This is a genomic window from Nonomuraea sp. NPDC049421 (genome assembly GCF_040677005.1).
GTDB lineage: Bacteria > Actinomycetota > Actinomycetes > Streptosporangiales > Streptosporangiaceae > Nonomuraea > Nonomuraea salmonea.
The window spans coordinates 128192-153091 of record NZ_JBFAQA010000016.1 but is presented as its reverse complement, the minus strand read 5'-3'; the positions used below and the strand labels follow the sequence as shown (position 1 = coordinate 153091).

The window sequence follows — 24900 nt, the reverse complement described above, 5'->3', positions numbered from 1 at the left end:
TTCGGGGGGAGAGCTACGCGGTGGGTAAGACTGGACGGCATGAGTGAGTTCAGGATCGAACATGACTCCATGGGTGAGGTACGCGTGCCGTCCGGCGCCAAGTGGCGGGCGCAGACGCAGCGGGCCGTAGAGAACTTCCCGATCTCGGGGCGGACGCTGGAACCGTCCCACATCGCGGCGCTCGGCCTGGTCAAGGCGGTGGCGGCGGAGGTCAACGGCGAGCTGGGCGTGATCGAGAAGGACCTGGCGGAGGCCATCGCCCAGGCCGCGGCGGACGTGGCGGAGAACGAGCACGACGCCCAGTTCCCGATCGACGTCTTCCAGACGGGCTCGGGCACCTCGTCCAACATGAACGCCAACGAGGTGATCGCGATGCTGGCCGAGGAGCGGCTGGGCCGCCCGGTGCACGCGAACGACCACGTGAACGCCTCGCAGTCGTCCAACGACGTGTTCCCGACGTCGATCCACGTGGCGGCTGCCACGGAGGTGACGTACCACCTGCTGCCCTCGCTGCGCCATCTGGCGGAGGCGCTCAGGGAGAAGGCGGTGGAGTTCGACGGGGTGGTGAAGTCGGGCCGTACGCACCTCATGGACGCCACGCCGGTGACGCTCGGGCAGGAGTTCGGCGGGTACGCCACGCAGCTGGAGCACGCGGTGGTGCGGGTGACGGCGGCGCTGGAGCACGTCCTGGAGCTGCCGCTGGGCGGCACCGCAGTGGGCACGGGCATCAACACGCCGCAGGGCTTCGCGCAGCGGGCGATCGCGAAGCTGCGCGAGGCGACGGGCATCCCGTTCCTGGAGGCGCGCGACCACTTCGAGGCGCAGGGCGCGCAGGACTCGATCGTGGAACTGTCGGGGCAGCTCAAGGTGGTGGCGGTGTCGCTCACCAAGATCGCCAACGACCTGCGCTGGATGGGCTCGGGGCCGCGGGCGGGGCTGGGCGAGATCAACCTGCCCGACCTGCAGCCCGGCTCCTCGATCATGCCGGGCAAGGTCAACCCGGTGATCCCCGAGGCCACGGCGATGGTCGCGGCCCAGGTGATCGGCAACGACGCGGCGATCACGTTCGCGGGCGCGTCGGGCACCTTCGAGCTGAACGTGCAGCTGCCGGTGATCGCGCGCAACATCCTGGAGTCGATCAAGCTGCTGGCGAACGTGTCGCGGCTGCTCGCCGACCGCTGCGTCGCCGGGATCACGGCGAACGTGGACAGGCTCCGTGAGTACGCCGAGTCGTCCCCGTCCATCGTGACCCCGCTGAACCGCTACGTCGGCTACGAGGAGGCCGCGAAGATCGCCAAGCAGGCCCTCGCGGAGCGCAAGACGATCAAGGAGGTCGTCATCGAGCGCGGCCACGTCGCCGCCGGCACACTGACCGAGGAGCAGCTCGACGCGGCCCTCGACGTCCTGTCGATGACCAGGCCATGACGCTCAGCCGGAGCTGACGGGCCGCAGCCGGGCGGCGGCCTCCTGGGTGGCGTGCGCCCAGCGGGTGAGCAGCGACAGCGCCGCGCCTGAGTCGACCGCGTCGGCGGCCCGCTTGACGGCGGCGGCCAGCGCGGGCGTCAGCTCGGCGGCGGGCGGCGTGCCGTCGGCGGACACCAGCGCGGCGGCGGCGTTCAGCAGGACGACGTCGCGCACGGGCCCCGGCTCGCCGGCGAGCACCGCGCGGGCGACCTCGGCGTTGTGCCGGGCGTCGCCGCCGCGCAGGTCGTCGGGACGCGCCCGGGTGATCGACAGGTCGAGCGGGTCGAAGGTCGTGCGGGTGACCGTGCCGCGGCGTACCAGCCAGATCGTGGAGGGGCCGCAGGTGGTCAGCTCGTCGAGCCCGTCGTCGCCCCTGAAGACGAGCGCGGAGCAGCCGCGCTCGGCCAGCACGCCGGCGATCACGGGCGCCATCGACGGATGGTAGACGCCGACGGCCTGGGCGGGCGGCAGCGCCGGGTTGGTGAGCGGGGCCAGGAAGTTGAAGACGGTCGGCACGCCCAGCTCGCGGCGCGGCGCCGAGGTGCGTTTGAGCGCCGGGTTGAAGGCGGGCGCGAAGCAGAACGTGATGCCGGTCTCCTCCACCACCCGTACGACGGCGGCGGGCGGCAGGTCGACGACCACGCCCAGCGCCTCGAGCACGTCGGCGGAGCCGGCCAAGGAGGAGGCGGCGCGACCGCCGTGCTTGACCACCTTGGCGCCCGCGGCGGCGGCCACGACGGCGGCCATGGTGGAGATGTTCACGGTGCCCGCGCGGTCGCCGCCGGTGCCGACCAGGTCGACGGGGTCGCCGGGCACCCGGATGGCCGCCGACCTGGCCAGCATGCCGTCGGCCAGGCCCGACACCTCGGCGACGCTCTCGCCCTTGGCGCGCAGCGCGACGGCGAACGCGGCGATCTGGGCGTCGGTGGCGCGCCCTGACATGATCTGGTCCATCGCCCACGCGGCCTGGCGGGAGGTGAGCGACACGCCGTCGAGCAGCGTGGTGAGGAGCTGCGGCCAGGTGGAGGTCATGGGTTCCCCTTCTCGTCTGTGCTCGACGGGGGGACACCCACCACACGGTGACGGCCGCCTCGTCGAGGCGGCCGTGTGCGTATCGCGCCGGGAGGACCGCCTAAGAGGCGGACCACCACTGGGACAAATACGCGATCATGCCCTCCAACATAGCAGACGCCGCTGATCCACATAGGATGCCGCGCATCTATGTCGCTTGGCCCCATGCTGCCCGCGGGGGTCGAGCGCCTAGGGTGCGAGGTATGGCGAAGGAGCTGACGGGGCGGACGGCGCTGGTGACGGGCGCCGGCGGCGGCATCGGGGCGGCCTGTGCCCGGCGTCTGGCCGCGGCGGGGGCCAGGGTGCTGGTCGTGGACGTGCGGGCCGAGTCCGCCGAGAAGGTGGCGGGCGAGGTGGGCGGCACGGCCGTGGTGGCCGATCTGAGCGATCCCGGCTTCGTGGCGGCGCTGCCCGGCGAGCCGGTGGACATCGTGGTCAACAACGCGGGCTTCCAGCACGTGGCGCCGATCGAGGAGTTCCCGCCCGAGGTGTTCGCCACGATGCTCAAAGTCATGGTGGAGGCGCCGTTCCTCATCGCGCGGAAGGTGCTGCCCGGCATGTACGCCAGGGGCTGGGGCCGGTTCGTGAACATCTCGTCGGTGCACGGGCTGCGGGCCTCGCCGTACAAGTCGGCTTATACGACGGCCAAGCACGCGCTGGAGGGGTTCTCCAAGGTGGTGGCGCTCGAAGGGGCGCCCCATGGGGTGACCTCGGTGTGCGTCTGCCCCGCGTACGTGCGGACCGGCCTGGTCGAGGCGCAGATCGCGGACCAGGCGCGGGTGCACGGCATCGACCCGGAGCAGGTCGTGACGGACATCATGCTCGCGCCGGCCGCGATCAAGCGGCTGATCGAGCCGGAGGAGGTGGCCGACATGGTCGCCTACCTGTGCGGTCCAGGCGGGTCGTTCATCACGGGCGTGTCGCTGCCCGTGGACGGCGGCTGGACGGCGCGGTAGTGGTCAGGCGGTTTCTCGAGCTGCTGGCCAGGGAGGCGTCGGCGGTCGAGTTCGAGGGGCCGATCATCCAGGCGCGGGCGGCGGGCGCGGACCCGGCGGCGATCGAGGAGCTGGAGCAGGCCAAGGTCGAGGCGCTGAAGGTGCGCGACCTGCTCAAGCGACGGGCGCGGCGCGAGGCGGAGCTGTCGGCCCTGTACGACACCGCCGGCGACCTCGCCGCGCTGCGCGACCTCGACGCGGTGCTGGAGGCCATCGTGCACCGGGCCAGGCAGCTCCTGGCGACCGACATCGCGTACATGACGCTGCACGACCCCGAGCGGGGCGACACGTACATGCGGGTCACCGACGGGTCGATCTCGGCGAAGTTCCGTGCGCTGCGGCTGGCGATGGGGCACGGGCTGGGCGGGCTGGTGGCGCAGACGGCGACGCCGTACGCGACGGCCGACTACTTCGCCGACGCCCGCTTCCGGCACAAGGAGCACATCGACGAGGCGGTCACCGAGGAGGGCCTGGTCGCCATCCTGGGCGTGCCGCTGCGGCTCGGCCAGCGGGTGATCGGCGTGCTGATGGCGGCCAACCGCAGCGCGCGGCCGTTCCACCAGGAGGAGGTGTCGCTGCTGGCGAGCCTGGCGGCGCACGCCGCGGTCGCGATCGACAACGCCAGGCTGCTGCAGGAGACCAGGAACGCGCTGGAGGAGCTGTCCCAGGCGCACAGGACGGCCAGGGAGCACGGCGAGGCGGTCGAGCGGGCCGCGCTGGCGCACGACCGCATGACCTCGCTGGTGCTGCGCGGCGGCGGCATCGAGGACGTGGCGGCCGTGGTGACCGACGTGCTGGGCGGGTCGCTGGCGGTGCTCGACGATCTGGGCAGGGCGATCAGCGGCGACGTGGGCGAGCTGGACGCCGGGGTGTTCGAGGCGGCCCAGGCGTCGCGGGCGCTGGGGCGTACGGTGCGCAGGGGCGACCTGCTGATCGCCTCGGTCGACGTCGGCGGCGAGCCGCTGTGCACGCTGATCCTGCGCAGCGACGACGCCGACGAGCGGATCCTGGAGCGGGCGGCGCTGGTGTGCGCGCTGCTGCTGCTGTTCCGCAGGAGCGTGGCGGAGGCCGAGGGCCGGGTCAGGGGCGAGTTGCTCGACGACCTGATCTCCCGGCCTGAGTCGCCCGGCCTGTCCGACCGTGCCCGCAGGCTGGGCATGGACCTCGGCGCGCCGCACGTCGTGGTGGTGGTCAAGCACGAGGGTCAGCGCGAGCGGGCCGCGTTCTGGGCGTCCTCGCAGGCCGCCGTACGCCACGGGCTGGCCGCGGGCCGCGGCGACGAGGTGGTGCTGCTGCTGCCCGGCGACGACGCGGGCGGCGTGGCCAGGCGGGTGGCGGCGGAGCTGACGGCCTCGCTGCACAGCCCTGCGACGGCGGGCGCGGCCCGGGTGGGCGGCTCATGGGCGGATTCCCGGCAGCAGGCCGGCGCGCACGAGGTCGCGGCGGCCTACCAGGAGGCGCGCAGATGCGCGGACGCGCTGATCGCGCTGGGCCGCGCGGGCGACGGGGCGGGCGCGGTCGAGCTGGGCTTCGTGGGGCTGCTCATGGGCGACGGCCGCGACGTACGCGGCTTCGTCACGCGGGTGCTCGGCCCGCTCATCGACTACGACGCGCGCCGGGGCACCGCGCTGGCCGACACGCTGACCGCGTACTTCGGGGCGGGCGGCTCGCCGTCGCGGACGGCCGAGGCGCTGCACATCCACGTCAACACCGTCACGCAGCGGCTCGACCGTGTCGCCAAGCTGCTCGGCGACGGCTGGACGGACCCCGAGCGCGCCCTGGAGATCCAGCTCGCGCTGCGCCTGCACCGGCTGGGCCGCACCGACGACCCACACAGCTGACCGGAAGACTGTGGGCTCTCGCACCATATGAGTGACTCCGGTCACACCCTACGGTGACCGGCATGGCCACTTCCATCAAGAAGATCGTCGCCGCGAGCCTGATCGGCACCACCATCGAGTGGTACGACTTCTTCCTGTACGGCTCGGCAGCCGCCCTGGTGTTCAACAAGCTCTTCTTCCCCGACTCCGACCCGCTGACCGGCACGCTGCTGTCGTTCCTCACCTACGCGGTCGGCTTCGTCGCCCGGCCACTCGGCGGTCTGGTCTTCGGCCACTTCGGCGACCGGATCGGCCGCAAGACGCTGCTGGTCGTCAGCCTGCTGATGATGGGCACGGCGACGTTCCTGATCGGCTGCCTGCCGACGTACGAGACGCTCGGGCCGGCCGCCGCGCTGGTGCTGACGGCGCTGCGGCTCGTGCAGGGCTTCGCGCTGGGCGGCGAGTGGGGCGGCGCGGTGCTGATCGTCTCCGAGCACGGCGACACGGCGCGGCGCGGCTTCTGGGCCTCCTGGCCGCAGGCGGGCGCTCCGGGCGGCAACCTGCTGGCCACCGGCGTGCTGGCGGCCCTGGCCGCCTGGCAGTCGGACGAGGCGTTCCTGTCGTGGGGGTGGCGGGTGCCGTTCCTGCTGTCGGGGGTGCTGGTGCTGATCGGCCTGTGGATCCGGCTGACGATCACCGAGTCGCCGGTGTTCCAGGCGGCGCCGCCCGAGCCGCGCGCGCCCATCGTCGGGGTGCTGCGCCATCACAGCAAGGACGTGGTGGTGGCGATCGGCGCCCGGCTGGCCGAGAACATCTCCTTCTACCTGCTGACCGTCTTCGTCATCACGTACGCCACGCAGAGCGGCATCGACAACTCGACCGTGCTGAACGCGGTGCTGGTCTCCTCCGCCATCCACTTCGTGACGATCCCGATGTGGGGCGCCCTGTCGGACCGGGTGGGCCGCCGCCCGATCTACCTCGCCGGCGCGGCGGGGATCGGCGTGTGGATCTTCGCGTTCTTCCCGCTGGTCGGCACCGGCAACTTCTTCGCGATCACGCTGGCGGTCACCGTCGGCCTGCTCTTCCACGGCATGATGTACGGCCCGCAGGCCGCCTTCTTCTCCGAGCTGTTCGGCACCAGGACCCGCTACACCGGCGTCTCGATCGGCGCGCAGCTGTCGGCCATCGTGGCGGGCGCCCTCGCCCCGATCATCGCGGTGGCCCTGCTGCGCGAGTACGCCAGCAGCGTGCCGATCTCCATCTACCTCGCGCTCGCGGCGGTGCTCACGCTGGCCGCCGTGTACGCGGCGCGCGAAACTCAGGGCAGCGACCTCGCGGAAAGGACTACTACGCGATGAAGGTCACCACATCCAGGCTCACCCAGCACGTCATGACCGTCGAGGGGAGGGACACCGGCGCGCCGGTGCTGTTCGTGCACGGCAACGTCTCCTCGTCGGCGTTCTGGCGCGACACGCTGCCGGCGCTGCCCGAGGGCTTCCGGCCGCTCGCGGTGGACCTGCGCGGCTTCGGCGACAGCGACCCCGCGCCGGTGGACGCCACCAGGGGCCTGCGCGACTACTCCGACGACCTCATCGAGCTGGTCGAGGCGCTCGACCTCGGCGGGGTGCACCTGGTCGGCTGGAGCCTGGGCGGCGGCGTGGTGCTGCAGCTCCTGCGCGACCGGCCGGCCCTGGTCGGGAGCGTCACGCTGGTCAACCCGGTCTCCCCGTACGGCTGGGGCGGCACGGAGGGGCCCGAGGGCCGGCTGACGCACCAGGACGGCACCGGCTCAGGCGCGGGCGCGGCCAACCCCGACTTCGTGGCCAGGCTCAAGGCCGGCGACCTGTCGGGGGAGTCGCCGACGTCGCCGCGCAACGTCTTCAGGACCACGTACGTCAAGAACCCGGTCCGCGACGAGGACTTCTACCTGCGCTCGATGCTGACCACCCGGGTCGGCGAGTCGCACTACCCGGGCGACGCGGTCGCCTCCGACGCCTGGCCGGGCGTCGCGCCGGGCAAGACCGGCGTGCTGAACGCCATCTCCCCCGTCCACTTCCGCCTGGACGACCTGCACGAGATCGACCCGAAGCCGCCGATCCTGTGGCTCAGGGGCGCCGACGACGTGATCGTCTCCGACACCTCGCTGCTCGACCTCGCCCACCTGGGCGCGATCGGCGCGGTGCCGGGCTCGCCAGGCACGCCCGCGCAGCCCATGGTGACGCAGATGCGGGCGCTGCTGGAGCGCTACGGCCACTATCGCGAGGTCGTGCTGGACGACTGCGGCCACAGCCCGCACATCGAACGCCCTGAGGACTTCCGCCGCCTGCTGGCCGAGCACCTCGGGGAGGCGTAGATGTTCGTCGCGCTCACCCTGGTCGCGAGCCTGCTCACGCCGGTGCCGAAGCTCACCGTGCCGGGCGCGGAACACGCCGAGGTCGCCGTGCTGGCCGACCTGACCACGGCGGGCACGGTCGCGAGCGGTCACACCGACCCCGCCGACTGGGCGGGCCTGCACTCGGCCGCCACCGTGAACCCCACCGGCGTGCCTGGCACGCAGATCGACGGCTACTTCCCCGACACCTCCACCGGCAACGCCACGCACGGCTGGAACCACGACTCCCAGTTCGTCATCAGGCTGCCGAAGAAGTGGAACGGCGGCCTCGTGGTCAGCGGCACGCCGGGCAACAGGGAGCAGTACGCCAACGACTACACGATCTCCGACTGGGTGCTGTCGAAGGGCTACGCGTTCGCCGCCACCGACAAGGGCAACGTGGGCGTGGACTTCCACCTCGACGGCCGCCGCCCGGGCGACGCCATCGCCGAGTGGAACGACCGGGTCACCCAGCTCACGATGGCCGCCAAGGCCGTGGTCAAGCGGCACTACGGCCGGTCGGCCAAGCGCACGTTCGCGGCCGGCATCTCCAACGGCGGCTACCTCGTCAGGTGGCAGCTGGAGAACCGCGGCCGGCTCTACGACGGCGGCATCGACTGGGAGGGCACGCTCTGGCGGGTCAAGGGCGACAACCTGTTGAACTTCCTGCCGCAGGCGCTCAAGGCGTATCCGGACGAGCAGGGGGTGCGGGCGGCCGGGTTCGCGGCCCGGTCGGAGTTCCTGTGGCCGTTCCACCGGGACCACTACTGGGAGCTGACCCAGGAGCTCTACCAGAAGGAGCTGGACCCGGCGTACACGGGCGCGCCGGCCGACTACGACTACGACGCGCGCCGCCCGTACGCGGCCATGGCGAAGATCGGGCTGACCGGCCGCATCACCAAGCCGCTGATCACGCTGCACGGCACGCTGGACACGCTGCTGCCCATCACGCGCGACTCCGACGTCTACGCGAAGATGGTCGGCCCGCACCGCCCCTTCCGCTATCACCGCATCGAGGGCGGCAACCACCTCGACAGCCTCGTCGATCTCTACCCCGACCGGCTCAAGCCCATCCTGCCGGCCTTCAGGAACGCCTTCGGCGAGCTGGAGCGCTGGGTCAGTCCTTGAGGTAGCGATGGCCGCCCGCGCGCGCCAGGCGCACGATGTGCCGCGCGCCGGGCAGTCTCCTGCCGAGCCGGTGCAGCGCCGTGTCGCGGCCCATGGGCGAGTGCTCGGGGTCCGCGGCGGCGGCCGGCCTGGCCTCGATCCTGCCCCGGCGCATCTCCAGCGCGAAGCGCAGCCCGACCTCCTCGTCGGACGAGCGCAGCGAGCACATCCAGGCGCCCGGCCCGAGGTGCTCGACGCCCGGCAGCAGCCGCTTGACCGGCACCTTGGCGACGAGCTGGCCCGCGAACCTGCCCGGTACCCCGGCCTCGACCAGGGCGGGCGCGCACACCTCGCGGGCCCGCTTGCCGGTGCCGCGCATCACCAGCTCCAGGGGCGGCCCGCCGCTCGGCGGCACGTACGGCACCGGCAGCACCACGTACGCGTGCCCGCCGATGTGCTTGACCTCCACGCCCGGCGAGACCAGCGCGATCGACTCGGAGAACGAGCGCGGCTCGACGGCCAGCCCCAGCTCGCCCTGGTCGCTCCAGCACGGCACCACCAGCCGCATCCTGGGCCGCTGGGCCAGCACGCCCAGGCAGTTGAGCGGCCCCTCGGGGCGGCTGACGCGGCTCCTCGCCTGGTTGGCGCCGGAGAACATGCGGACGTGCACCTCCCACTGTCCTGGCCGCAGCGGCTCGCCCAGGGCCGCCTGGGTGACGTCCAGCCGGGTCTCGCCCTTGATGCGCACCCGCATCCTGCGGCGGCCGTCCTCGATCCGCTCGACCTCCTGGGTCAGCGGCAGGAAGTGCACGAGCCCGGTCTCGGTGTGGCGGACGTACAGCTCGACGCGGGCCCGCTCGACGGCCTCGGTGATGTCGGTGATGTCGTCGGGCAGCCTCTTGGTGTCGAGCGCGCGCGGCGGGATCCAGTGCAGGCGCTCGCCGTCCACCCGGTAGCGGTCGGGCGTGCCGTCGCCGGTCACCACCTCGACGCTCAGGCCCAGCACCAGGACGTGGGCGTCCCAGCGCACCTCGGTGAGGTCGGCGCGCAGGCCCGCCTTCCTGGTGGCGTTCGCCATGAGCACGATCTGGTCGAGGCGGCCGGCGCGCACGTACGCGGCCACCACGCGCAGCTGCACCGGCAGGTGGCGGTCGAGCCGCTCGGGGAAGCGGCGCTCGGTCAGCTCCTGGGCGACCCTGAAGTGCGCGCCCCGATCGACGGACGAGTCCGCGAACTTGCTGGTGACCAGCGGGCGCAGCACCGCCTGGCGGAACCAGTGCGCGTAGACGCGGTCGCGCTGGCGGCCCTCGCCGAGGTACATGTCCACGTCGTCGAGCAGCCGGTGCAGCTCCTTGACGATGGCCCTGGGGTCCTCCTCGGTGCGCGGCCGCTCCCCCAGGTGGCAGCAGACGTGCTCGGCCAGCACCGCGATGACCTTGGCGTGCAGGTACGCCCGCGTCACGAACGCCTGCTCGCCCATGCGGCTGCCCGGCACGGGGAAGCCCAGCTCGTGCTCCTCCAGGAACGCGCGCCGGTAGAGCTGCTGCGGCGTCAGCACGGTCAGCAGCCGGTCGCGCAGGATGTCCCCCCGCGAGGTGCTGCGCTCGAAGGCGGTCATCGGCGGGCCCCAGTCGCGTACCAGGCGGCCCACCAGCACGTCGGCGTCGCTCTCCACGGCGCGCTCGTACATGCGGGCCAGGGCGTCCCGCTCCAGGCGGTCGTGCTGGCCGAGGAAGAAGACGTAGTCGCCGGCGGCCGCGGCGAGGCCCACGTTGCGTCCGCGCATCGGCGAGCCCGTGTGCGGCAGGTGGAGCGCGCGAGCGTTCTGCCTGATCGCGGCGATGGCGTCGAGGCGCTCGGCGATCCCGTCCGTGGACCCGTCGTCCACGAAGATCACTTCGTATTCGTCCGCGGGCATCGTCTGCTCCAGCGCGGAGCGGATGCACGCATCGGCGGTGTCACCCGGATTGTGGACATCGACGATCACACTGACCTTCACACCCATGCGGCCCAGCGTGCGCCCGTATACATGATGGGGCGCGACGGCTTGCCGATTGGAGAAGGAAAGTTGACCCGCTAATACCAACCCACGGACTGAGAGTGGCCCCAGGCGCCGCAGGGTGTGCCGTAGCGGCCCTTGATGTAGCCGAGACCCCACTTGATCTGGGTGGCGGCGTTGACCTGCCAGTCGGCGCCCGCGCTGGCCATCTTGCTGCCGGGCAGCGACTGCGGGATGCCGTACGCGCCGGAGTAGCGGTTCATCGCCCGCTCGTTCCAGCCGCTCTCCTTCTGCCAGAGCCGCTCCAGGCAGCCCCACTGGTCGGCGCCGAAGCCGAACGAGGCCAGCATGGCCTTAGCGGTGGCCTTGTTGCTGCCCGGCGAGGGGTTGGTGCCGGGCGGGAAGTTCTGGGCGGGGAAGCCGTCACCGCCCGGCGCCCGCTTGGGCACGACCCAGTCGAGGCCCTTGCCCTCGGCGCCGGTGCGCTTCTTCTTGAGCTGGTCGGCCCGGTAGGCCTGCTCGGCCTCTGCCTTGAGCAGGTCGGCCTCGGGGTCGGGGGCGTAGAGATCGCCGCTGGTCAGCTTGCCGAGGTCCTCCATGGTGAAGGACTGCGCCGGTGTGTTGGCGTTCTCGACGGCGCGGTAGGCGACGAACCCGCCGCCGCCGGCGACGACGGCCACCGAGAGCACGGTGATGATCACCCGCTTGGGGGTGACGCGCGAAGGCCGGCGCCTCGGCGGAAGGTCTTCCTTCGGGGGGCGCTCGCTCAGCTGCGGACCGGGGCTCACGATGCATGAGCTTGCCCTGTCCTAGGGGGTGCTCCGCAACCGAAACGCGGGAATTGCTTGCCGTAAATTTCACCAACCACCTGGTTGGCTCCGGATTTCCGAAATATTGTGATGTTAGTCACAATGAGGGTGGCTGCCCTTCAGGCGCCCGTAACGGAAGGGAAGCCGCTTACAGCGTTCCGTGCGTACTTCCGGATCTCATCTACGACATGTCACAGTTCGGTGACACAACCCGGGTAATCGGGGCATGGAATAATAATGTGCGCGTGGCTGGCATCCTCCTTGTAGAAGACGATCCCTCGGTGCGCACGGCTCTGGAGCTGGCGCTGACCCGGCAGGGACACTCCGTCACGTCGTACGCGACGGGTGAGGAGGCGCTCGACCACATCAGAGCCCGCCGCCCGGAGATCGCGATCCTCGACGTCATGCTCCCCGGCATCGACGGCATCGAGGTGTGCCGCCGCGTCCGCAAGCTCGACCAGCTCCCCGTCATCCTGCTCACCGCCCGCGGCGACGACCTCGACGTCGTGGTGGGCCTCGAGGCCGGCGCCGACGACTACGTGGTCAAGCCGGTCGAGCCGCGCGTGCTCGACGCCCGTATCCGCGCCGTGCTGCGCAGGGCCGAGTCGGCCGCGTCCGACCGCATCACGTTCGGCGAGCTCGTCATCGACAGGGGCGCGCTGAAGGTCACGCTGTCGGGCAAGGAGATCCACCTGACGCCGACCGAGCTGCGGCTGCTGCTGGAGCTCGTCCGCCACCCCGGGCAGGTGCTCAACCGCCGCTACCTGCTGCGCGCGGTCTGGGACCACACCCACATCGCCGACTCACGCCTGGTGGACGCCTGCGTGCAGCGCATCAGGGCCAAGATCGAGCCCAAGCCGGGCGAGCCCGTCTTCATCCACACCGTGCGCGGCTTCGGCTACCGGTTCAGCCCGCCGTGAGGCTCCCCCGCATCCCTCGCCCCACCGGGCTGCGCGCCCGCCTGGTCATCACCTTCACCCTCGTCGCCGTCGGCGCGGCGCTGCTGGTCGCGACCATCGGCTACGAGCTCGCCAAGTCGGCGCTGGTCTCCAGGGCGGAGACCACCGCGCTCGACGTGGTGACCAGGGAGCTGAGCAGCATCACGTTCCCGGTCGGCAAGCTCAGGCCGGGAGAGGCACCGCCGTCGCAGCGCGACCTGCAGCGCGTGGCCCACGCGCTGAGCGGGCCGGGCCGCAGCGTCTTCGTGGAATACCGCAACATGGTCGCCGCCGAGGGCCCGCTGTCGATGAGCGACGTGCCCAACGAGCTGCACGGCCGCGCCAAGCAGAGCGTCGTCACCCAGCGCAAGATCATCAGGGACGAGCTGTACCTCATCGTCGGCGCCGAGGTCTACCGCGAGAACGCCGGCGTGCCCGAGGCCACGGGGCTGCGCGCGTTCGCCTTCTTCCCGCTGCGCGACGACGAGGCCCAGCTCGCCACCCTGCGGAACGCGCTCACCAGGACGAGCATCGTCATCGTGCTCATCGCGCTGGTCGTGGCCCTGCTCTCGGCCCGCCAGGTGCTGCTGCCGGTACGCCGTCTCAGCGCCGCCGCGCAGGCGCTCGGCGAGGGCCGCCTGGACACCCGCCTGCCCGTCCACGGCCAGGACGAGCTGGCCGGGCTGACCGCCAGGTTCAACGACGCCGCCGCCGCACTGGAGCTGAGCGTGGCCGAGCTGCGCTCGCTGGAGGCCATGTCACGCAGGTTCGTGGCCGACGTCTCCCACGAGCTGCGCACGCCGCTGACCGCGATGACGGCCGTCGCCGACATGCTCCTGGAGGAGGCCGACCACCTGCCCGAGGCGCCCGCCGAGGCCGTCAGGCTGGTGCTCAGGGAGATCGAACGGCTGCGCGAGCTGGTCGAGCACCTCATCGAGGTCAGCCGCTTCGACGCCGGCACCGCCACGCTCAACCTGGAACCGGTCAACGTGGCCGACAGCATCGCCGACTGCCTGGAGGTGCGCGGCTGGAGCGACCAGGTGACGGTGAAGGCGTCGCAGGGCCTGACCGCCCACCTCGACCCCAGCAGGTTCGACGTGATCGTGGCCAACCTGGTCGGCAACGCGCTCAAGCACGGCCTGCCCCCGGTGCTGGTCAGCGCCAGGGCCACCGAGAACGGCCTGGAGGTCAAGGTGCGCGACCACGGCAAGGGCATCCCGCACGAGGCGCTGCCGCACGTGTTCGACCGCTTCTTCAAGGCGGGCGCGGGTCGCGCCCGCAGCCAGGGCAGCGGGCTGGGCCTGGCCATCGCCCGGTCCAACGTGCTGCTGCACGGCGGCACGATCTCCGTACGCCCTCAGACCCCCGGCACTCTCTTCACCGTCTGGCTGCCGCACACATGAAGACCATCCGCGTGCTCGCCGTCGTCTCCCTGCTGGCCGGGGCGGCCTGCGGCATCTCGCCCACCGACGTGCAGGACCGCGGCAACGCCCCCACCGTGAAGATCCCGCCGCCCTCCAAGACGATCTACCTCATCAGGAACGGCAAGCTCACCCTGGAGCCGGCCGACGTCGAGGACGACACCGTGGACAGCCTGCTCGGCGCGCTCTTCGGGGCCTCCAGGCAGCCGCTGCTCGACGGGCGGGACACGGCGCTGCGCGGGTTCACGTACCTGCGGACCAAGAACTCCGTCAACCCGCCGCAGCGGGACGAGATCCAGCTCCCGCGCACCTCGACGCTGACCGTCTACATCCGCGGCGAGGGCACGCTCACCAGGATCGGCATCGCGCAGATCGTCTGCACCGCGCAGCAGGACGCGGCGTTCGAGCAGGTGAAGATCATCCGCGACAACCCGAACCGCCCCCCGAAGCTCGAGGGGCGGTACACCTGCGGCGAGCTCAAATGATCACATGGTGATGTCCTCGAGCATCTCCGTGACCAGCGCGGCGATGGGCGAGCGCTCGGACCTGGTCAGCGTGACGTGGGCGAAGAGCGGGTGGCCCTTCAGCTTCTCCACGACCGCGACCACGCCGTCGTGCCTGCCGACCCGCAGGTTGTCACGCTGGGCCACGTCGTGGGTGAGCACCACCCGCGAGTTGGCGCCGATGCGGCTGAGCACGGTGAGCAGCACGCCGCGCTCCAGCGACTGGGCCTCGTCCACGATCACGAACGCGTCGTGCAGCGACCGGCCGCGGATGTGCGTGAGCGGCAGCACCTCCAGCATGCCCCGATCCAGCACCTCCTCGATCACCTCGGGCGAGGTGATGGCGCCGAGCGTGTCGTAGACGGCCTGCGCCCACGGGCCCATCTTCTCGCCCTCGGTGCCGGGCAGGTAGCCGAGCTCCTGCCCGCCGACCGCGTAGATCGGGCGGAAGACGACGACCTTGCGGTGCTGGCGGCGCTCCAGGACCGCCTCAAGGCCCGCGCAGAGCGCCAGCGCCGACTTGCCGGTGCCGGCCCTGCCGCCCAGCGAGACGATGCCGATCTCCGGGTCCATCAGCAGGTCGAGCGCGATGCGCTGCTCGGCCGAGCGGCCGTGCAGGCCGAAGACCTCGCGGTCGCCGCGGACCAGCTTGACGGACTTGTCGGGCTGCACCCGCCCGAGCGCCGAGCCCTTGGCCGACAGCAGCCGCAGACCCGTGTGGGCGGGCAGGTCTCTGGCCTCCTCGAGGTCGGCGGTGCCCGCGTCGAAGAGCGTCTCGACGTCCTCCGCGGTCACCTGGACCTCGGCCATCCCCGTCCAGCCCGACTCGTGCACCAGCTCGGCGCGGTACTCCTCGGCGGCCAGGCCGATCGAGGCCGCCTTGACCCGCATCGGCAGGTCCTTGGAGACCAGGACGACGTCGCACCCCTCGCTGGCCAGCGAGCGGGCCACGGTGAGTATGCGCGTGTCGTTGTCGCCCAGGCGGAATCCGACCGGCAGAATGGATGGGTCGCTGTGGTTGAGCTCAACCCTGATCGTGCCGTCCCCCGTGGGCATCGGCTCGTCCAGCCGGCCGTGCGTGACCCGAAGCTCGTCGAGGTAACGCAGAGCCTTCCTGGCGAAATAGCCGAGCTCTGGATGATGCCGCTTACCTTCCAGCTCCGTGATGACCACGATCGGAAGGACGACGTCGTGCTCGGCGAACCTGGTCATGGCCGCCGGGTCGGCCAGCAGGACCGAGGTGTCCAGCACGTACGTGCGCTTCGCCGGCTGGGAATTAGGGTTGCTCGAGGACACTGCCACACGTTCTCCCCCGGGTGCCCCTTGGTGCGGGCACCCTGCAGACGAGGTGGGAATCGGACCGGACCCGCGTCCCCGACCGCTTCACGCCGTCGGCGCCGGAGTCCGGCCCCCTCGGCATGTGATGGTGCAAAGGCGGGCCCTCTCCGAAATGTCCGACCTGTGACCGGACATTTCCAACGTTACGTCCTAGATACCCGATTGTCGCGTCAGGAACCGTAACGTCGGTGTCTCGCAGCGTAATCGCGCAGCGCCCGCAGGAAGTCGACCCTGCGGAAGTCAGGCCAGTAGGCCTCGTGGAAGTAGAACTCGGAATGAGCGCTCTGCCAGAGCATGAAGCCCGACAGACGCTGCTCGCCCGAGGTCCGGATGAGGAGGTCCGGGTCGGGCTGGCCGCGAGTGTAAAGATGCTCCGCGATGTGCTCCACATCGAGCACCTCGACGAGGTCCTCGATGCTCGCTCCCCTGCTCGCTTGCTCCTGGAGCAGTGAGCGCACCGCATCGGCAATCTCACGCCTTCCTCCATACCCAACTGCAACGTTCACAATCAGGCCCGGACGGTGTGATGACGCTTCTTTTGCATTCTTCAGGACATTCGCCGTGCGGTCCGGCAGCAGGTCGAGCGCTCCGACGGGGATGATCCGCCAGCCCTCGGCCACCAGCTCCTGCGTCACGTCCTCGATGATGCGCAGCAGGGGCTCCAGCTCTTCGCGCGGCCGGTTGAGGTTGTCGTTGGACAACATCCAGACCGTGACGACCTCGACGCCGGTCTCCCGGCACCAGCCGAGCAGCTCGGAGATCTTGTCCGCGCCCTTGCGGTGGCCCGAGGACACGTCTCCCATGCCCCTGGCACGCGCCCAGCGGCGGTTGCCGTCGATGATGACCCCGACGTGCCGGGGGATGCCGTCCTTGGACAGCTTGGCCTCCAGCCGGTGCTCGTACAGCCGGTAGACCAGATCGCGCAGGCCCACGGAGCGCCTCCCCAGCGGTGCGATGCCTTCGGTCGATTGACCCAACAGGCAATTATCACCGCGTTTCGCCCGTGCCTGCTCCGCCTCCCGCATTCCTCGCCATATCTCTACCTTTCAGACACCCTTCCGCCTCATTCAGCAGCTCGCGGACGAACCCCGCCAGCTCCGACGAGGTCAGCACCGCCCTCGTGCCGACGCCGCTGGCGGCCCACGCCTCGACGTACGCCCTGCGGGTCAGCCGCCACTCGCCGCGTCCCGCCTGCCAGACCGGGATGGTCCTGAGCTGGCAGCGCAGCTCGCCGCCCGGCAGGCCGGCCCTGGTGCGGTAGCGGAAGGAGAACAGCTCGCCGTCGGGCTCGTCGCCCGGGAAACGGTCGTCGGGATCGGCCCAGCGGCGGGCCGGGCCCCTGCCCTGGCGGGCCTCGTCGACACCGCGGGCCAGCCGGGCCAGGAACCAGCCGCAGCGCTCCCCCACGCTGCCGTAGGGAGTGCCGTCGCGGTGGAGCTCAAGGGTGACCTCGTACGGCGCGCCGACGCTGTCGGTGCACGCGACAGGAGTGACGGTCAGGTAAGAGCCGTCGACACAGCGTAGTCCTCCCATCCCCTGTCAGTTTCCGGGCGGATGCCGCCTAAACCCCGCCGTCAACCGCCTCCACCAGGGCTTCTCCGGCACGGGCTCCGGCTCCATCAGGCCGCGCTCCCGCAGCCAGGCGGCGAAGTCGGCGGCGTCCGTCCGGTAGTCCGGCGGCGGCGTGGCCCTGTTTCGCGCGTACGCCTCGAACGCGGCGGCCAGATCCTGCCCCGCGGCGGCGGCCACGTCGGGACTGATCCGCGCCACGATGGCCCGCCGCTTGGCCAGCAGGCTCGCGGCCTGCACCCGCATCCGCTCCTCGTCGAACCCGCCGGGCACCTCGCCCCCGGCGACCAGCGCCGCCACGACCCTGGCCTGCGCGTCCGCCAGCCTGGCCCGCTCCTGCTCAGGGGTCACCGCCGGTCCCCGGCCACGCTCATGGCCGTCCTGATCCTGGTCAGCTCGTCCGCCAGCACGGCGTCGCTGGGGTACTCGTCGTCCCACTCCAGCAGCGCCCCGGGCGGGGTGGTGCGGGCGCACAGCTCGGTGAGCAGGTCGAGGACCTCCTGGGGGGCGGTCGTGGTGTGGGTGTCGTGCCAGATGCCGTGGGCCTCGTAGCCGCCGGCGACGTGCACGTACGCCAGATGCTCCAGCGGGAGCACGTCCAGGGCTTTCACGGCGGGCAGGCCCAGGTTGACCTGGTTCGTGTGCAGGTTGGCCACGTCGATGAGCAGGCCCACGCCCGTGGCCGTCACCAGCTCGGCCAGGAACTCCGCCTCGGTCAGCTCGTCGTCCGGCCAGCCGAAGATGGCGGCCACGTTCTCCAGGGCCAGCGGCACGGGCAGCGCGTCCTGGGCGCGGCGCACGTTCTCGATGACGACCCTCAGCGAGTCCCGGGTGCGCGGGACCGGCAGCAGGTGGCCGGCCTCCACGCCGCCGCCGCGGACGAACGCCAGGTGCTCGCTGACCAGCGGCGAGCCCAGTGCCTCTGCGCATGCCGCCAGGTGTGCGAGCCTCGCCTGGTCGGGCGGCTCCGCCCCGCCGATCCCGAGCGACACGCCGTGCGGGATCACCGGCAGGCCCCTGCCCCGCAGGATCCGCAGGGACTCCGGCAGGCGGGCGGGCCTGATGTTCTCGGCGACCACTTCCACGAAGTCGACGCCGTCCATGCGTTCGATCGTCAGGTCCAGCTCCGACCGCCACCCGATCCCCACACCCAGTCGCGTCACCCCGGCCTCCTCATCCCGGCTCATCCGTCCCGCACCTCCGCCGAGAACCATCCCGCTCCGCCAAGTCCCGTCCCACTCCAAGCGGCTCGCCACGGCCGGTGCTTCCCCGTTGCGCCGGCCGTGGCGAGCCGTGGTCCGGTCAGCTGCCGCCGCCGCAGCCGCCACCTCCGCAGCCGCTCCCGCCGCCGCAACTGCTGCTCCCGCCGCCGCAGCCGCCACCTCCGCAACCGGAGGAAGCGCCGTAGGTCGCGCCGCCGGGGACGTAGCCGCCGCTGGACCTCCGGGCAGGGGTCCGGCCCGCGTGGGCGGGCCGGCGTGACTGGCGGCGGAGCTCCTTGCGCAGGGTGTCGTCGCGCAGTGCGGCCGTCCCGTGCAGCGCGATGGACGTGGCCTCGTCGTCGGCGTTCGCGGCCCGCCTGGCCGCGTCCAGGACCTCTTGGCCGGCCGGCGTCAGCGCCGCCGCCATCGACCGCCGGTGGCCGCGGAGCATGATCCCCGCGGCCACGGCGGTGCCCCCGAAGACGAGCAGGGCGAGCAGCGCGTACGAACGGGGTTCGACGGACAGCCCCACCCCCGCGAAAGCCGCCCCTATGACCGCCGCCACCGCCGTCACGAGCAGCCGGCGCGCCCAGGCGCGCAGCCGCCACACGCCGCCGTCCCCCACGACCAGCCCGTCCTCCGCGAGGCGGCGCCTGATCGCGTCGACGGCGATGCTGCCCGCCACCTCGCTCTTGAGCACGGCCACGTTCCGCCCCGACCGGCCGACGACCAGGTTGATGACGACGTTCTCGACGGACTCCTCGCCGGCCGGGCCGCGCTTGACCTTGTAGATCCGCCCGCCGCTCCCGAGGCGCACGGCGCCGGAGCTCACCAGCAGCGCGACCGCGGTCTCGGCGGCCCGCACCGGGCCGCCCGCCAGGTAGGCCAGCTCGTACCGGTCCACGGTGCGGCGTCCGAGCTCGATGGGCGTCCCGCTGCGAACGGCCCGCCGGCGTCCTGCGGCCGCGGCGACGGTGAAGAGGGCCAGGATCACCGCGGCGATCAGCAGAAAAAGGTTCATGAACGACCTCCCCTCGTGCGGTCGATCAACGTCATGTCCTGAGACGTGACTCCTGAATTGCACGGTAAAAGGACGGTCCGCTCGAACCGGGGTTTTGCTCCTTTAGCTCCCCGCCCGTGCGCAGAAGAACGGCGCCGGCCGTCTCAGTGACGGCCGGCGCCGAGGTGGCGGCCCCGAGGGGCCTCGATCAGCCGAGGCGCTCGAGCAGGCCGTGGTACTCGTCCCACAGCTCCTTGGGCAGGTGGTCGCCGAACTTCTCGAAGTGGGCCGGGATCAGCGCCGCCTCCTCGCGCCAGACGTCCTTGTCGACGCTCAGCAGCGTACGCAGGTCCTCATCGGACAGGTCCAGGCCCTCGGTGTCGAGGTCGGCGGGCAGCAGCCCGATCGGCGTGGGCACGGCCTTCGCCTCGCCGTTGAGGCGCTCCACGATCCACTTGAGCACCCGGCTGTTCTCACCGAAGCCCGGCCAGACGAACCTGCCTTCGGCGTTCTTGCGGAACCAGTTCACGTAGTAGATGCGCGGCGGCTTCGCGCCCTTGCGACGGCCGATCTCCAGCCAGTGGCCGAAGTAGTCGCCCATGTTGTAGCCGCAGAACGGCAGCATCGCGAACGGGTCGTGACGCAGCTCGCCCACCTTGCCCTCGGCCGCGGCGGTCTTCTCGGAGGCGACGTTGGCTCCGAGAAAGACGCCGTGCTCCCAGCTCAGCGACTCCGTCACCAGAGGAACGGCGGTCGCCCGGCGCCCTCCGAACAGGATCGCCGAGATGGGCACGCCCTTGGGGTCCTGCCATTCAGGCGCGATGGTCGGGCACTGCGCGGCGGGGGTGGTGAAGCGGGCGTTCGGGTGGGCGGCAGGCTCGTCGCCGTCCGGCGTCCACGAGCGGCCCTTCCAGTCGGTCAGGTGCGCCGGCGGCTGCTCGGTGAGCCCCTCCCACCACACGTCGCCGTCGTCGGTGAGCGCGACGTTGGTGAAGATGCTGTTGCCCCAGAGCGTCCTGACCGCGTTGGCGTTGGTCACCTCGCCGGTGCCGGGGGCCACGCCGAAGAAGCCGGCCTCCGGGTTGATCGCGTAGAGGCGGCCGTCGTCGCCGAAGCGCATCCAGGCGATGTCGTCGCCGATCGTCTCGACCTTCCAGCCGGGGATCGTGGGCTGGAGCATGGCGAGGTTCGTCTTGCCGCAGGCGCTCGGGAAGGCGGCGGCGATGTAGCGGGTCTCGCCCGACGGCGGCGTGAGCTTCAGGATGAGCATGTGCTCGGCCAGCCAGCCCTCGTCGCGGGCCATGACGCTGGCGATGCGCAGGGCGTAGCACTTCTTGCCGAGCAGCGCGTTGCCGCCGTAGCCGGAGCCGTACGACCAGATCTCGCGCGTCTCGGGGAAGTGGCTGATGTACTTCGTCGAGCTGCACGGCCACGGCACGTCGGCCTGGCCGGGCTCCAGCGGCGCGCCGACGGAGTGCACGGCCTTGACGAAGTCGCCGCGCTCCTCGATGAGCCGCAGCGCCCGATCGCCCATGCGGGTCATCACGCGCATGGAGACGGCGACGTACGGGGAGTCGGTGATCTCGACCCCGAGCTGCGAGATCTCCCCGCCCAGCGGACCCATGCAGAACGGGACGACGTACATGGTCCTGCCGCGCATGCAGCCCTTGAACAGCTCGCCGAACGTGCGGCGCATCTCGGCGGGCGCGATCCAGTTGTTGGTCGGCCCCGCGTCCTCCTCGCGCTCCGAGCAGATGAACGTGCGGTCCTCGACGCGGGCCACGTCGCTCGGGTCGGACTTGGCGTAGAAGCTGTTGGGCCGGGCGGCCAGGCGCGTGAACGTCCCCTGCTCGACGAGGAGGTTGGTGAGCCGCGTCCACTCCTCCTCAGACCCGTCGCACCACTCGACGCGGTCCGGTTGGGTAAGGGCGGCGACCTCGTTCACCCACGCAGCCAATTCCTTATTGCTGGTGGGTGCGGTTACTTCTACGGAAACGGACACGGCGCTGACTCCTCCACTCTCCCAGGGCCCAGTCATCATTAACGACGAAGCGGCTTTCACGCCAATTGGCATAGACCTGTCGGTCAGGCCGTCGCCGCAGGCAGCGGCCCTGACGATTGGGGGAGCCTACCCAAGGAGAGGAGATTTAAAAGAGGCAATTCCCGGCAGTGGTCCAGACCAATACGGCTGGTCTGAACCAATTTCCGAAGTGGTTTAGTCCATTCGCCGGTCCGTTTCCGCTGGCGGGTCTCAGGAATTGACGTCGGGGCCCGCGGCGCGAACGCGGTCGACGTGCTGCAGCGCGTCTCTCAGATCGGCCAGCCACGTGTCGGTGTGTCTGCCGACCAGACGCACGCACCACGCGAGCGCGTCGCTGCGGCTTCTTGCCACGCCGGCGGCCACGAGCGTGTCGAGCACCTGGCGCTCGGCCTGGCGCAACCGGGTCATGACGGGCACCGACAGTGTGGTGAACATCACAGTCTCGCCACCGCACACCACGCCCCAGGAGACCTTCTGGCGGAACTTGTGCTCGGCCTCCCTGGCGATCTCGATCCGCCGCTCCCTGGTCTCCTCCCTGAAGCGGCGGGCCAGCCCGTCGATCAGCGCGGCCCGCTCGGCCTCGGGCGCGTCCTGCGGCGGGTCGGGGAGCGGACCCAGGACCGCGATCTCCTCGCGGTCGACGATGATCTCGGGAGCGCCGGTGAACCAGTCGCCGGGCAGCCGTCCGGTGAACCACCCGCGCACCTGCGCCGTCACGTCATCTGTTGCCATGTAATCAACATTACATACTTGCGGCGCTTTTGCACGCGCTTGAAGGCGGAGGTTCTGCGGGGTGGTTCCGGGGGTGGTTCTTCTGGGTGGTTCTCAGCGCACCTTGGCGGCGGCGATCGGGCTGACCCTCACGACTCCGGCCAGGTTGCGGGTGCTCACCGGAACGATCTTCACGACGTCTCCGGTACGCGGCGCATGCAGCATTTTCCCGTTACCCCAATAAATCGCCACGTGGGAAATGTAAGCGGGATTTGTCGGGTCGTTTCGCCAGAAGAGCAGGTCGCCCGGCTGCGCCTGCGCGTACGGCACCTGCGGCCCCGTCACCCACTGCTGGTGCGTCACCCGGGGCATGCGCACCCCGGCCTGCGCGAAAGCCCACTGCACGAGTCCCGAGCAGTCGAAGGTGTCGGGCCCCTCGGCGCCCCACACGTACGGGCGGCCCAGCTTCGACACGGCCGCCCTGAGCGCCACCGTGAGCTGCTCGCCCGTCATGAACGACCCGGCGGGCCAGTTCTGGGTCACCTTCTGCTTCGGCTGCGGCAGCACCGGGTTGACCATCGCCACCTGCGTGCCCTTGGGCAGCCTGGCGAGTATGCGCTTGCGCAGCACGTCGGAGTCGGCCTTGGGCGCGCTGACGATGAGCGCGTTGTCGCGCGGCAGGCCCAGGCTGCGGCCGATGTCCTTGGAGACGACGGCGTCGACGGCGCCGAAGCCGGTGGTGGCGTACGCGCCGACCCGCAGTTGCAGCGCCTGCCCCGCGGAGACCCGGCTGTGCAGCGGCAGCCCGCCGTCGTTGCCCAGCACGAACGAGACCGCCACGTCGCCGGCCGCGACGTTCTGCCACAGCGCGTCGGACGAGGCGGTCACCTTGGGGGTGTAGGCGCGGAACGTGGACGGGTTGACCGCCAGCGTCTGCACCCGCTTGCCGTCCAGCATGATCGAGGCGGCGTCGGCCAGCTCCAGCGCCCGCACGCCCGGCACCTTGGCCACCTTCTGCAGCAGCTCCTGGGTGAAGGGCTTGCGGGTGAGCACGAACAGGTTGGGCTTGTGCAGCTTGCTCAGCGGCGCCACCGGCTGAATGGCCTGACCCGTGGGTGAGGCCGTCGGCGACGCCTGGACGCGCTCCGGCCGCTTCTGCGCCAGCAGCGACTGCTTCGGCGTGGCGCGCGGCACCTCGGGCTCTAAGAGGCTCTCGGGCTGCGCGAGTAAGAGCACGTCGGCGGTCAGCACCGCGACCAGGGCCACCACGATGAACGGCACCAGCCTGGCCGTGTTACGCCGCCGCCGGTTCCTGACCAGGAAGCTCAGATCCTGGCGAATTCCGGACCCATGCGAAAATGCCGCCGGGCCATCGGGGGCCCGGCGGTCGTCGTTCGGTGGGGTCAGTTGCCGATGTACGGCACAGCCTCGAGGATCTCGACGGTGTTCTGCCGTCCGTTGGGCATGGAGTAGGTCGCCTTCTCGCCGATCTTCTTGCCGTTGATCGCCGCCCCGAGCGGGGACTTGGGCGAGTAGACGTCGATCGGTGCTCCGCTCTCCTCGCGGGAGGCGAGCAGGAAGGTGACCTCGTCGTCGTCACCGACGAACCGGATCGTCACGGTCATGCCGGGCCCGACGACGCCTTCGGCCTTGGGGGCCTCTCCGACCTGGGCGTTGTCGAGGATCTGCCTGAGGTGGAAGATCCGGGCCTCCATCTTGCCCTGCTCGTCCTTGGCGGCGTGATAGCCGCCGTTCTCACGCAGGTCGCCCTCTTCCCGAGCGGCCTCGATCTTCTTGGCGATGTCGACGCGCCCGGGACCAGAGAGATATTCGTACTCCGCCTTCAGACGGTCGTACGCCTCCTGCGTCAGCCATGTGACGTTCTCATCGCGAGAGTCGGCCACGGGTTCTCCTTGCTTGCCTAGGGGGCCCTGAGATCACTTGAGGTTGCATACGGTTGAATTGCGAAAGGCTAACAAGTCCGTCGCTCGAACGCTTCCCCAAATGTCTCACTATACGAGATTGCAGTACTGGATGTGGACGGAAGTCGCCTGACCGCTCGTGTCGAGGCTTTCCTTGAGCTGCTTACTACCCTCACCAGCCGGGATTCTTACTTCTTTGCTGCCCACTTCCGCGTGATCGACGTCCAGCGCCCTGATCCGGCAGACGGCCACCCTATCGTCGGGCTTGTACACCTCAAAGGTGATCTCCGCCCGCGTCGGACCGGTGATCTCGAACGTCACCACCTGCGACGGCGCCTCCGACCCGCCCGCCGTCATCGACCACATCACGTAGCCCCAGCCGCCCGCGATGATGGCCACCAGCACGCCTATCACCACGTGGACGACGAGCCGGCCGCCTCTCCTGGGCCGGTCGGGGAAGTCGTCGGGTGTGCCGAGAACGGGCCCGTTCCCGGCATCTCTGGTGACCATGGCGGAATCTCCCTGCACTCCCTCGGCGTTATCCGAGACAATTGTCGCCCGCGAGGGGTGTGCCCTCGCGACCGCCCAGCAGAAACTAACCTCTCTGGGCGAGTGACCG

The 24900-nt window shown here is 70.9% G+C and carries 23 protein-coding genes; 9 read left to right on the top strand and 14 right to left on the bottom strand.

Going from position 1 to position 24900, the window contains the following annotated elements:
- Positions 1–39: 39 nt before the first annotated feature.
- Positions 40–1425 carry a class II fumarate hydratase gene (locus AB0K18_RS26715; RefSeq protein WP_364919130.1) on the top strand — a complete coding sequence of 462 codons (1386 nt, stop codon included), beginning with the start codon at positions 40–42 and terminating at the stop codon, positions 1423–1425.
- Positions 1426–1428: 3 nt separating this feature from the next.
- Here the strand turns inward: AB0K18_RS26715 and trpD are convergent, their stop codons facing one another.
- Positions 1429–2496: an anthranilate phosphoribosyltransferase gene (gene trpD, locus AB0K18_RS26710; RefSeq protein WP_364919127.1), complete on the bottom strand. Its 1068-nt coding sequence runs from the start codon at positions 2494–2496 to the stop codon at positions 1429–1431.
- 242 nt (positions 2497–2738) lie between these two features.
- On the opposite strand from trpD, the gene AB0K18_RS26705 reads away from it, so the two are divergent.
- From AB0K18_RS26705 to AB0K18_RS26685, 5 genes are all read left to right on the top strand, one after another.
- Positions 2739–3491, top strand: coding sequence for a 3-hydroxybutyrate dehydrogenase (locus tag AB0K18_RS26705; protein WP_364919125.1), 753 nt, complete (start codon positions 2739–2741; stop codon positions 3489–3491).
- On the top strand, positions 3491–5371 hold the full coding sequence (locus AB0K18_RS26700; RefSeq protein ID WP_364919122.1) for a helix-turn-helix domain-containing protein: 1881 nt from the start codon (positions 3491–3493) through the stop codon (positions 5369–5371). The genes AB0K18_RS26705 and AB0K18_RS26700 overlap by 1 nt, the downstream gene beginning before the upstream one ends.
- A 62-nt stretch (positions 5372–5433) precedes the next feature.
- The gene (locus tag AB0K18_RS26695; protein WP_364919119.1) at positions 5434–6708 is read left to right on the top strand and encodes an MFS transporter; all 1275 of its coding nucleotides are present in this window, start codon (positions 5434–5436) and stop codon (positions 6706–6708) included.
- Positions 6705–7703 (top strand): alpha/beta hydrolase, encoded by a 999-nt coding sequence (locus AB0K18_RS26690; RefSeq protein ID WP_364919116.1) that lies wholly within the window; start codon positions 6705–6707, stop codon positions 7701–7703. Before AB0K18_RS26695 ends, AB0K18_RS26690 begins: the two co-directional genes overlap by 4 nt.
- Positions 7704–8849 (top strand): tannase/feruloyl esterase family alpha/beta hydrolase, encoded by a 1146-nt coding sequence (locus AB0K18_RS26685; RefSeq protein WP_364919113.1) that lies wholly within the window; start codon positions 7704–7706, stop codon positions 8847–8849.
- Here AB0K18_RS26685 and AB0K18_RS26680 read toward each other — a convergent pair.
- Positions 8839–10833, bottom strand: coding sequence for a glycosyltransferase family 2 protein (locus AB0K18_RS26680; RefSeq protein WP_364919110.1), 1995 nt, complete (start codon positions 10831–10833; stop codon positions 8839–8841). The genes AB0K18_RS26685 and AB0K18_RS26680 overlap by 11 nt on opposite strands.
- A gap of 71 nt (positions 10834–10904) precedes the next feature.
- On the bottom strand, positions 10905–11528 hold the full coding sequence (locus AB0K18_RS26675; protein WP_364919108.1) for a lytic transglycosylase domain-containing protein: 624 nt from the start codon (positions 11526–11528) through the stop codon (positions 10905–10907).
- 353 nt (positions 11529–11881) lie between these two features.
- Between AB0K18_RS26675 and AB0K18_RS26670 the strand changes: the two genes are divergently transcribed.
- The 3 genes from AB0K18_RS26670 to AB0K18_RS26660 are packed head-to-tail and all read left to right on the top strand — an operon-like array spanning position 11882 to position 14480.
- On the top strand, positions 11882–12556 hold the full coding sequence (locus AB0K18_RS26670; RefSeq protein WP_355431278.1) for a response regulator transcription factor: 675 nt from the start codon (positions 11882–11884) through the stop codon (positions 12554–12556).
- Positions 12553–13977 carry a HAMP domain-containing sensor histidine kinase gene (locus tag AB0K18_RS26665; RefSeq protein ID WP_364919106.1) on the top strand — a complete coding sequence of 475 codons (1425 nt, stop codon included), beginning with the start codon at positions 12553–12555 and terminating at the stop codon, positions 13975–13977. Before AB0K18_RS26670 ends, AB0K18_RS26665 begins: the two co-directional genes overlap by 4 nt.
- Positions 13974–14480, top strand: a complete 507-nt coding sequence (locus AB0K18_RS26660; RefSeq protein ID WP_364919104.1) for a hypothetical protein — start codon at positions 13974–13976, stop codon at positions 14478–14480. Before AB0K18_RS26665 ends, AB0K18_RS26660 begins: the two co-directional genes overlap by 4 nt.
- Here AB0K18_RS26660 and AB0K18_RS26655 read toward each other — a convergent pair whose 3' ends face one another.
- From AB0K18_RS26655 to AB0K18_RS26605, 11 genes are all read right to left on the bottom strand, one after another.
- The gene (locus AB0K18_RS26655) at positions 14481–15800 is read right to left on the bottom strand and encodes a PhoH family protein (protein ID WP_364919102.1); all 1320 of its coding nucleotides are present in this window, start codon (positions 15798–15800) and stop codon (positions 14481–14483) included.
- A 206-nt stretch (positions 15801–16006) separates the two neighbouring features.
- Complete coding sequence (locus AB0K18_RS26650; RefSeq protein ID WP_364919100.1) at positions 16007–16768, bottom strand: isoprenyl transferase; 762 nt, start codon at positions 16766–16768, stop codon at positions 16007–16009.
- Positions 16769–16823: 55 nt separating this feature from the next.
- Positions 16824–17369, bottom strand: coding sequence for a hypothetical protein (locus tag AB0K18_RS26645; RefSeq protein ID WP_364919097.1), 546 nt, complete (start codon positions 17367–17369; stop codon positions 16824–16826).
- 6 nt (positions 17370–17375) lie between these two features.
- Positions 17376–17756: a hypothetical protein gene (locus AB0K18_RS26640; protein WP_364919094.1), complete on the bottom strand. Its 381-nt coding sequence runs from the start codon at positions 17754–17756 to the stop codon at positions 17376–17378.
- Positions 17753–18568 (bottom strand): DUF692 domain-containing protein, encoded by an 816-nt coding sequence (locus AB0K18_RS26635; RefSeq protein ID WP_364919091.1) that lies wholly within the window; start codon positions 18566–18568, stop codon positions 17753–17755. Before AB0K18_RS26635 ends, AB0K18_RS26640 begins: the two co-directional genes overlap by 4 nt.
- 139 nt (positions 18569–18707) lie before the next feature.
- A complete protein-coding gene (locus AB0K18_RS26630) occupies positions 18708–19628 on the bottom strand; it encodes a TIGR04222 domain-containing membrane protein (RefSeq protein WP_364919089.1) in 921 nt (306 codons plus the stop codon).
- Positions 19629–19815: 187 nt separating this feature from the next.
- A complete protein-coding gene (locus AB0K18_RS26625; RefSeq protein WP_364919272.1) occupies positions 19816–21645 on the bottom strand; it encodes a phosphoenolpyruvate carboxykinase (GTP) in 1830 nt (609 codons plus the stop codon).
- 213 nt (positions 21646–21858) lie between these two features.
- Positions 21859–22380 carry a hypothetical protein gene (locus AB0K18_RS26620; RefSeq protein ID WP_364919086.1) on the bottom strand — a complete coding sequence of 174 codons (522 nt, stop codon included), beginning with the start codon at positions 22378–22380 and terminating at the stop codon, positions 21859–21861.
- 93 nt (positions 22381–22473) lie between these two features.
- On the bottom strand, positions 22474–23640 hold the full coding sequence (locus AB0K18_RS26615) for a C40 family peptidase (RefSeq protein ID WP_364919084.1): 1167 nt from the start codon (positions 23638–23640) through the stop codon (positions 22474–22476).
- Between the two features lie 122 nt (positions 23641–23762).
- Positions 23763–24263, bottom strand: a complete 501-nt coding sequence (gene greA / locus AB0K18_RS26610; RefSeq protein ID WP_148437100.1) for a transcription elongation factor GreA — start codon at positions 24261–24263, stop codon at positions 23763–23765.
- Positions 24264–24371: 108 nt separating this feature from the next.
- Positions 24372–24791, bottom strand: a complete 420-nt coding sequence (locus AB0K18_RS26605; protein WP_345390125.1) for a DUF4307 domain-containing protein — start codon at positions 24789–24791, stop codon at positions 24372–24374.
- Positions 24792–24900 lie beyond the last annotated feature (109 nt).

Excerpts from the sequence above, each read along its gene's own strand:
- AB0K18_RS26625 (WP_364919272.1), bottom strand. The coding sequence starts at position 21,645 with ATGACTGGGCCCTGGGAGAGTGGAGGAGTCAGCGCCGTGTCCGTTTCC.
- AB0K18_RS26705 (WP_364919125.1), top strand. The coding sequence starts at position 2,739 with ATGGCGAAGGAGCTGACGGGGCGGACGGCGCTGGTGACGGGCGCCGGC.
- AB0K18_RS26645 (WP_364919097.1), bottom strand. The coding sequence starts at position 17,369 with ATGGGAGGACTACGCTGTGTCGACGGCTCTTACCTGACCGTCACTCCT.
- AB0K18_RS26620 (WP_364919086.1), bottom strand. The coding sequence starts at position 22,380 with ATGGCAACAGATGACGTGACGGCGCAGGTGCGCGGGTGGTTCACCGGA.
- trpD (WP_364919127.1), bottom strand. The coding sequence starts at position 2,496 with ATGACCTCCACCTGGCCGCAGCTCCTCACCACGCTGCTCGACGGCGTG.
- AB0K18_RS26605 (WP_345390125.1), bottom strand. The coding sequence starts at position 24,791 with ATGGTCACCAGAGATGCCGGGAACGGGCCCGTTCTCGGCACACCCGAC.
- AB0K18_RS26680 (WP_364919110.1), bottom strand. The coding sequence starts at position 10,833 with ATGGGTGTGAAGGTCAGTGTGATCGTCGATGTCCACAATCCGGGTGAC.
- AB0K18_RS26685 (WP_364919113.1), top strand. The coding sequence starts at position 7,704 with ATGTTCGTCGCGCTCACCCTGGTCGCGAGCCTGCTCACGCCGGTGCCG.
- AB0K18_RS26695 (WP_364919119.1), top strand. The coding sequence starts at position 5,434 with ATGGCCACTTCCATCAAGAAGATCGTCGCCGCGAGCCTGATCGGCACC.
- AB0K18_RS26690 (WP_364919116.1), top strand. The coding sequence starts at position 6,705 with ATGAAGGTCACCACATCCAGGCTCACCCAGCACGTCATGACCGTCGAG.
- AB0K18_RS26715 (WP_364919130.1), top strand. The coding sequence starts at position 40 with ATGAGTGAGTTCAGGATCGAACATGACTCCATGGGTGAGGTACGCGTG.
- AB0K18_RS26660 (WP_364919104.1), top strand. The coding sequence starts at position 13,974 with ATGAAGACCATCCGCGTGCTCGCCGTCGTCTCCCTGCTGGCCGGGGCG.
- AB0K18_RS26630 (WP_364919089.1), bottom strand. The coding sequence starts at position 19,628 with ATGAACCTTTTTCTGCTGATCGCCGCGGTGATCCTGGCCCTCTTCACC.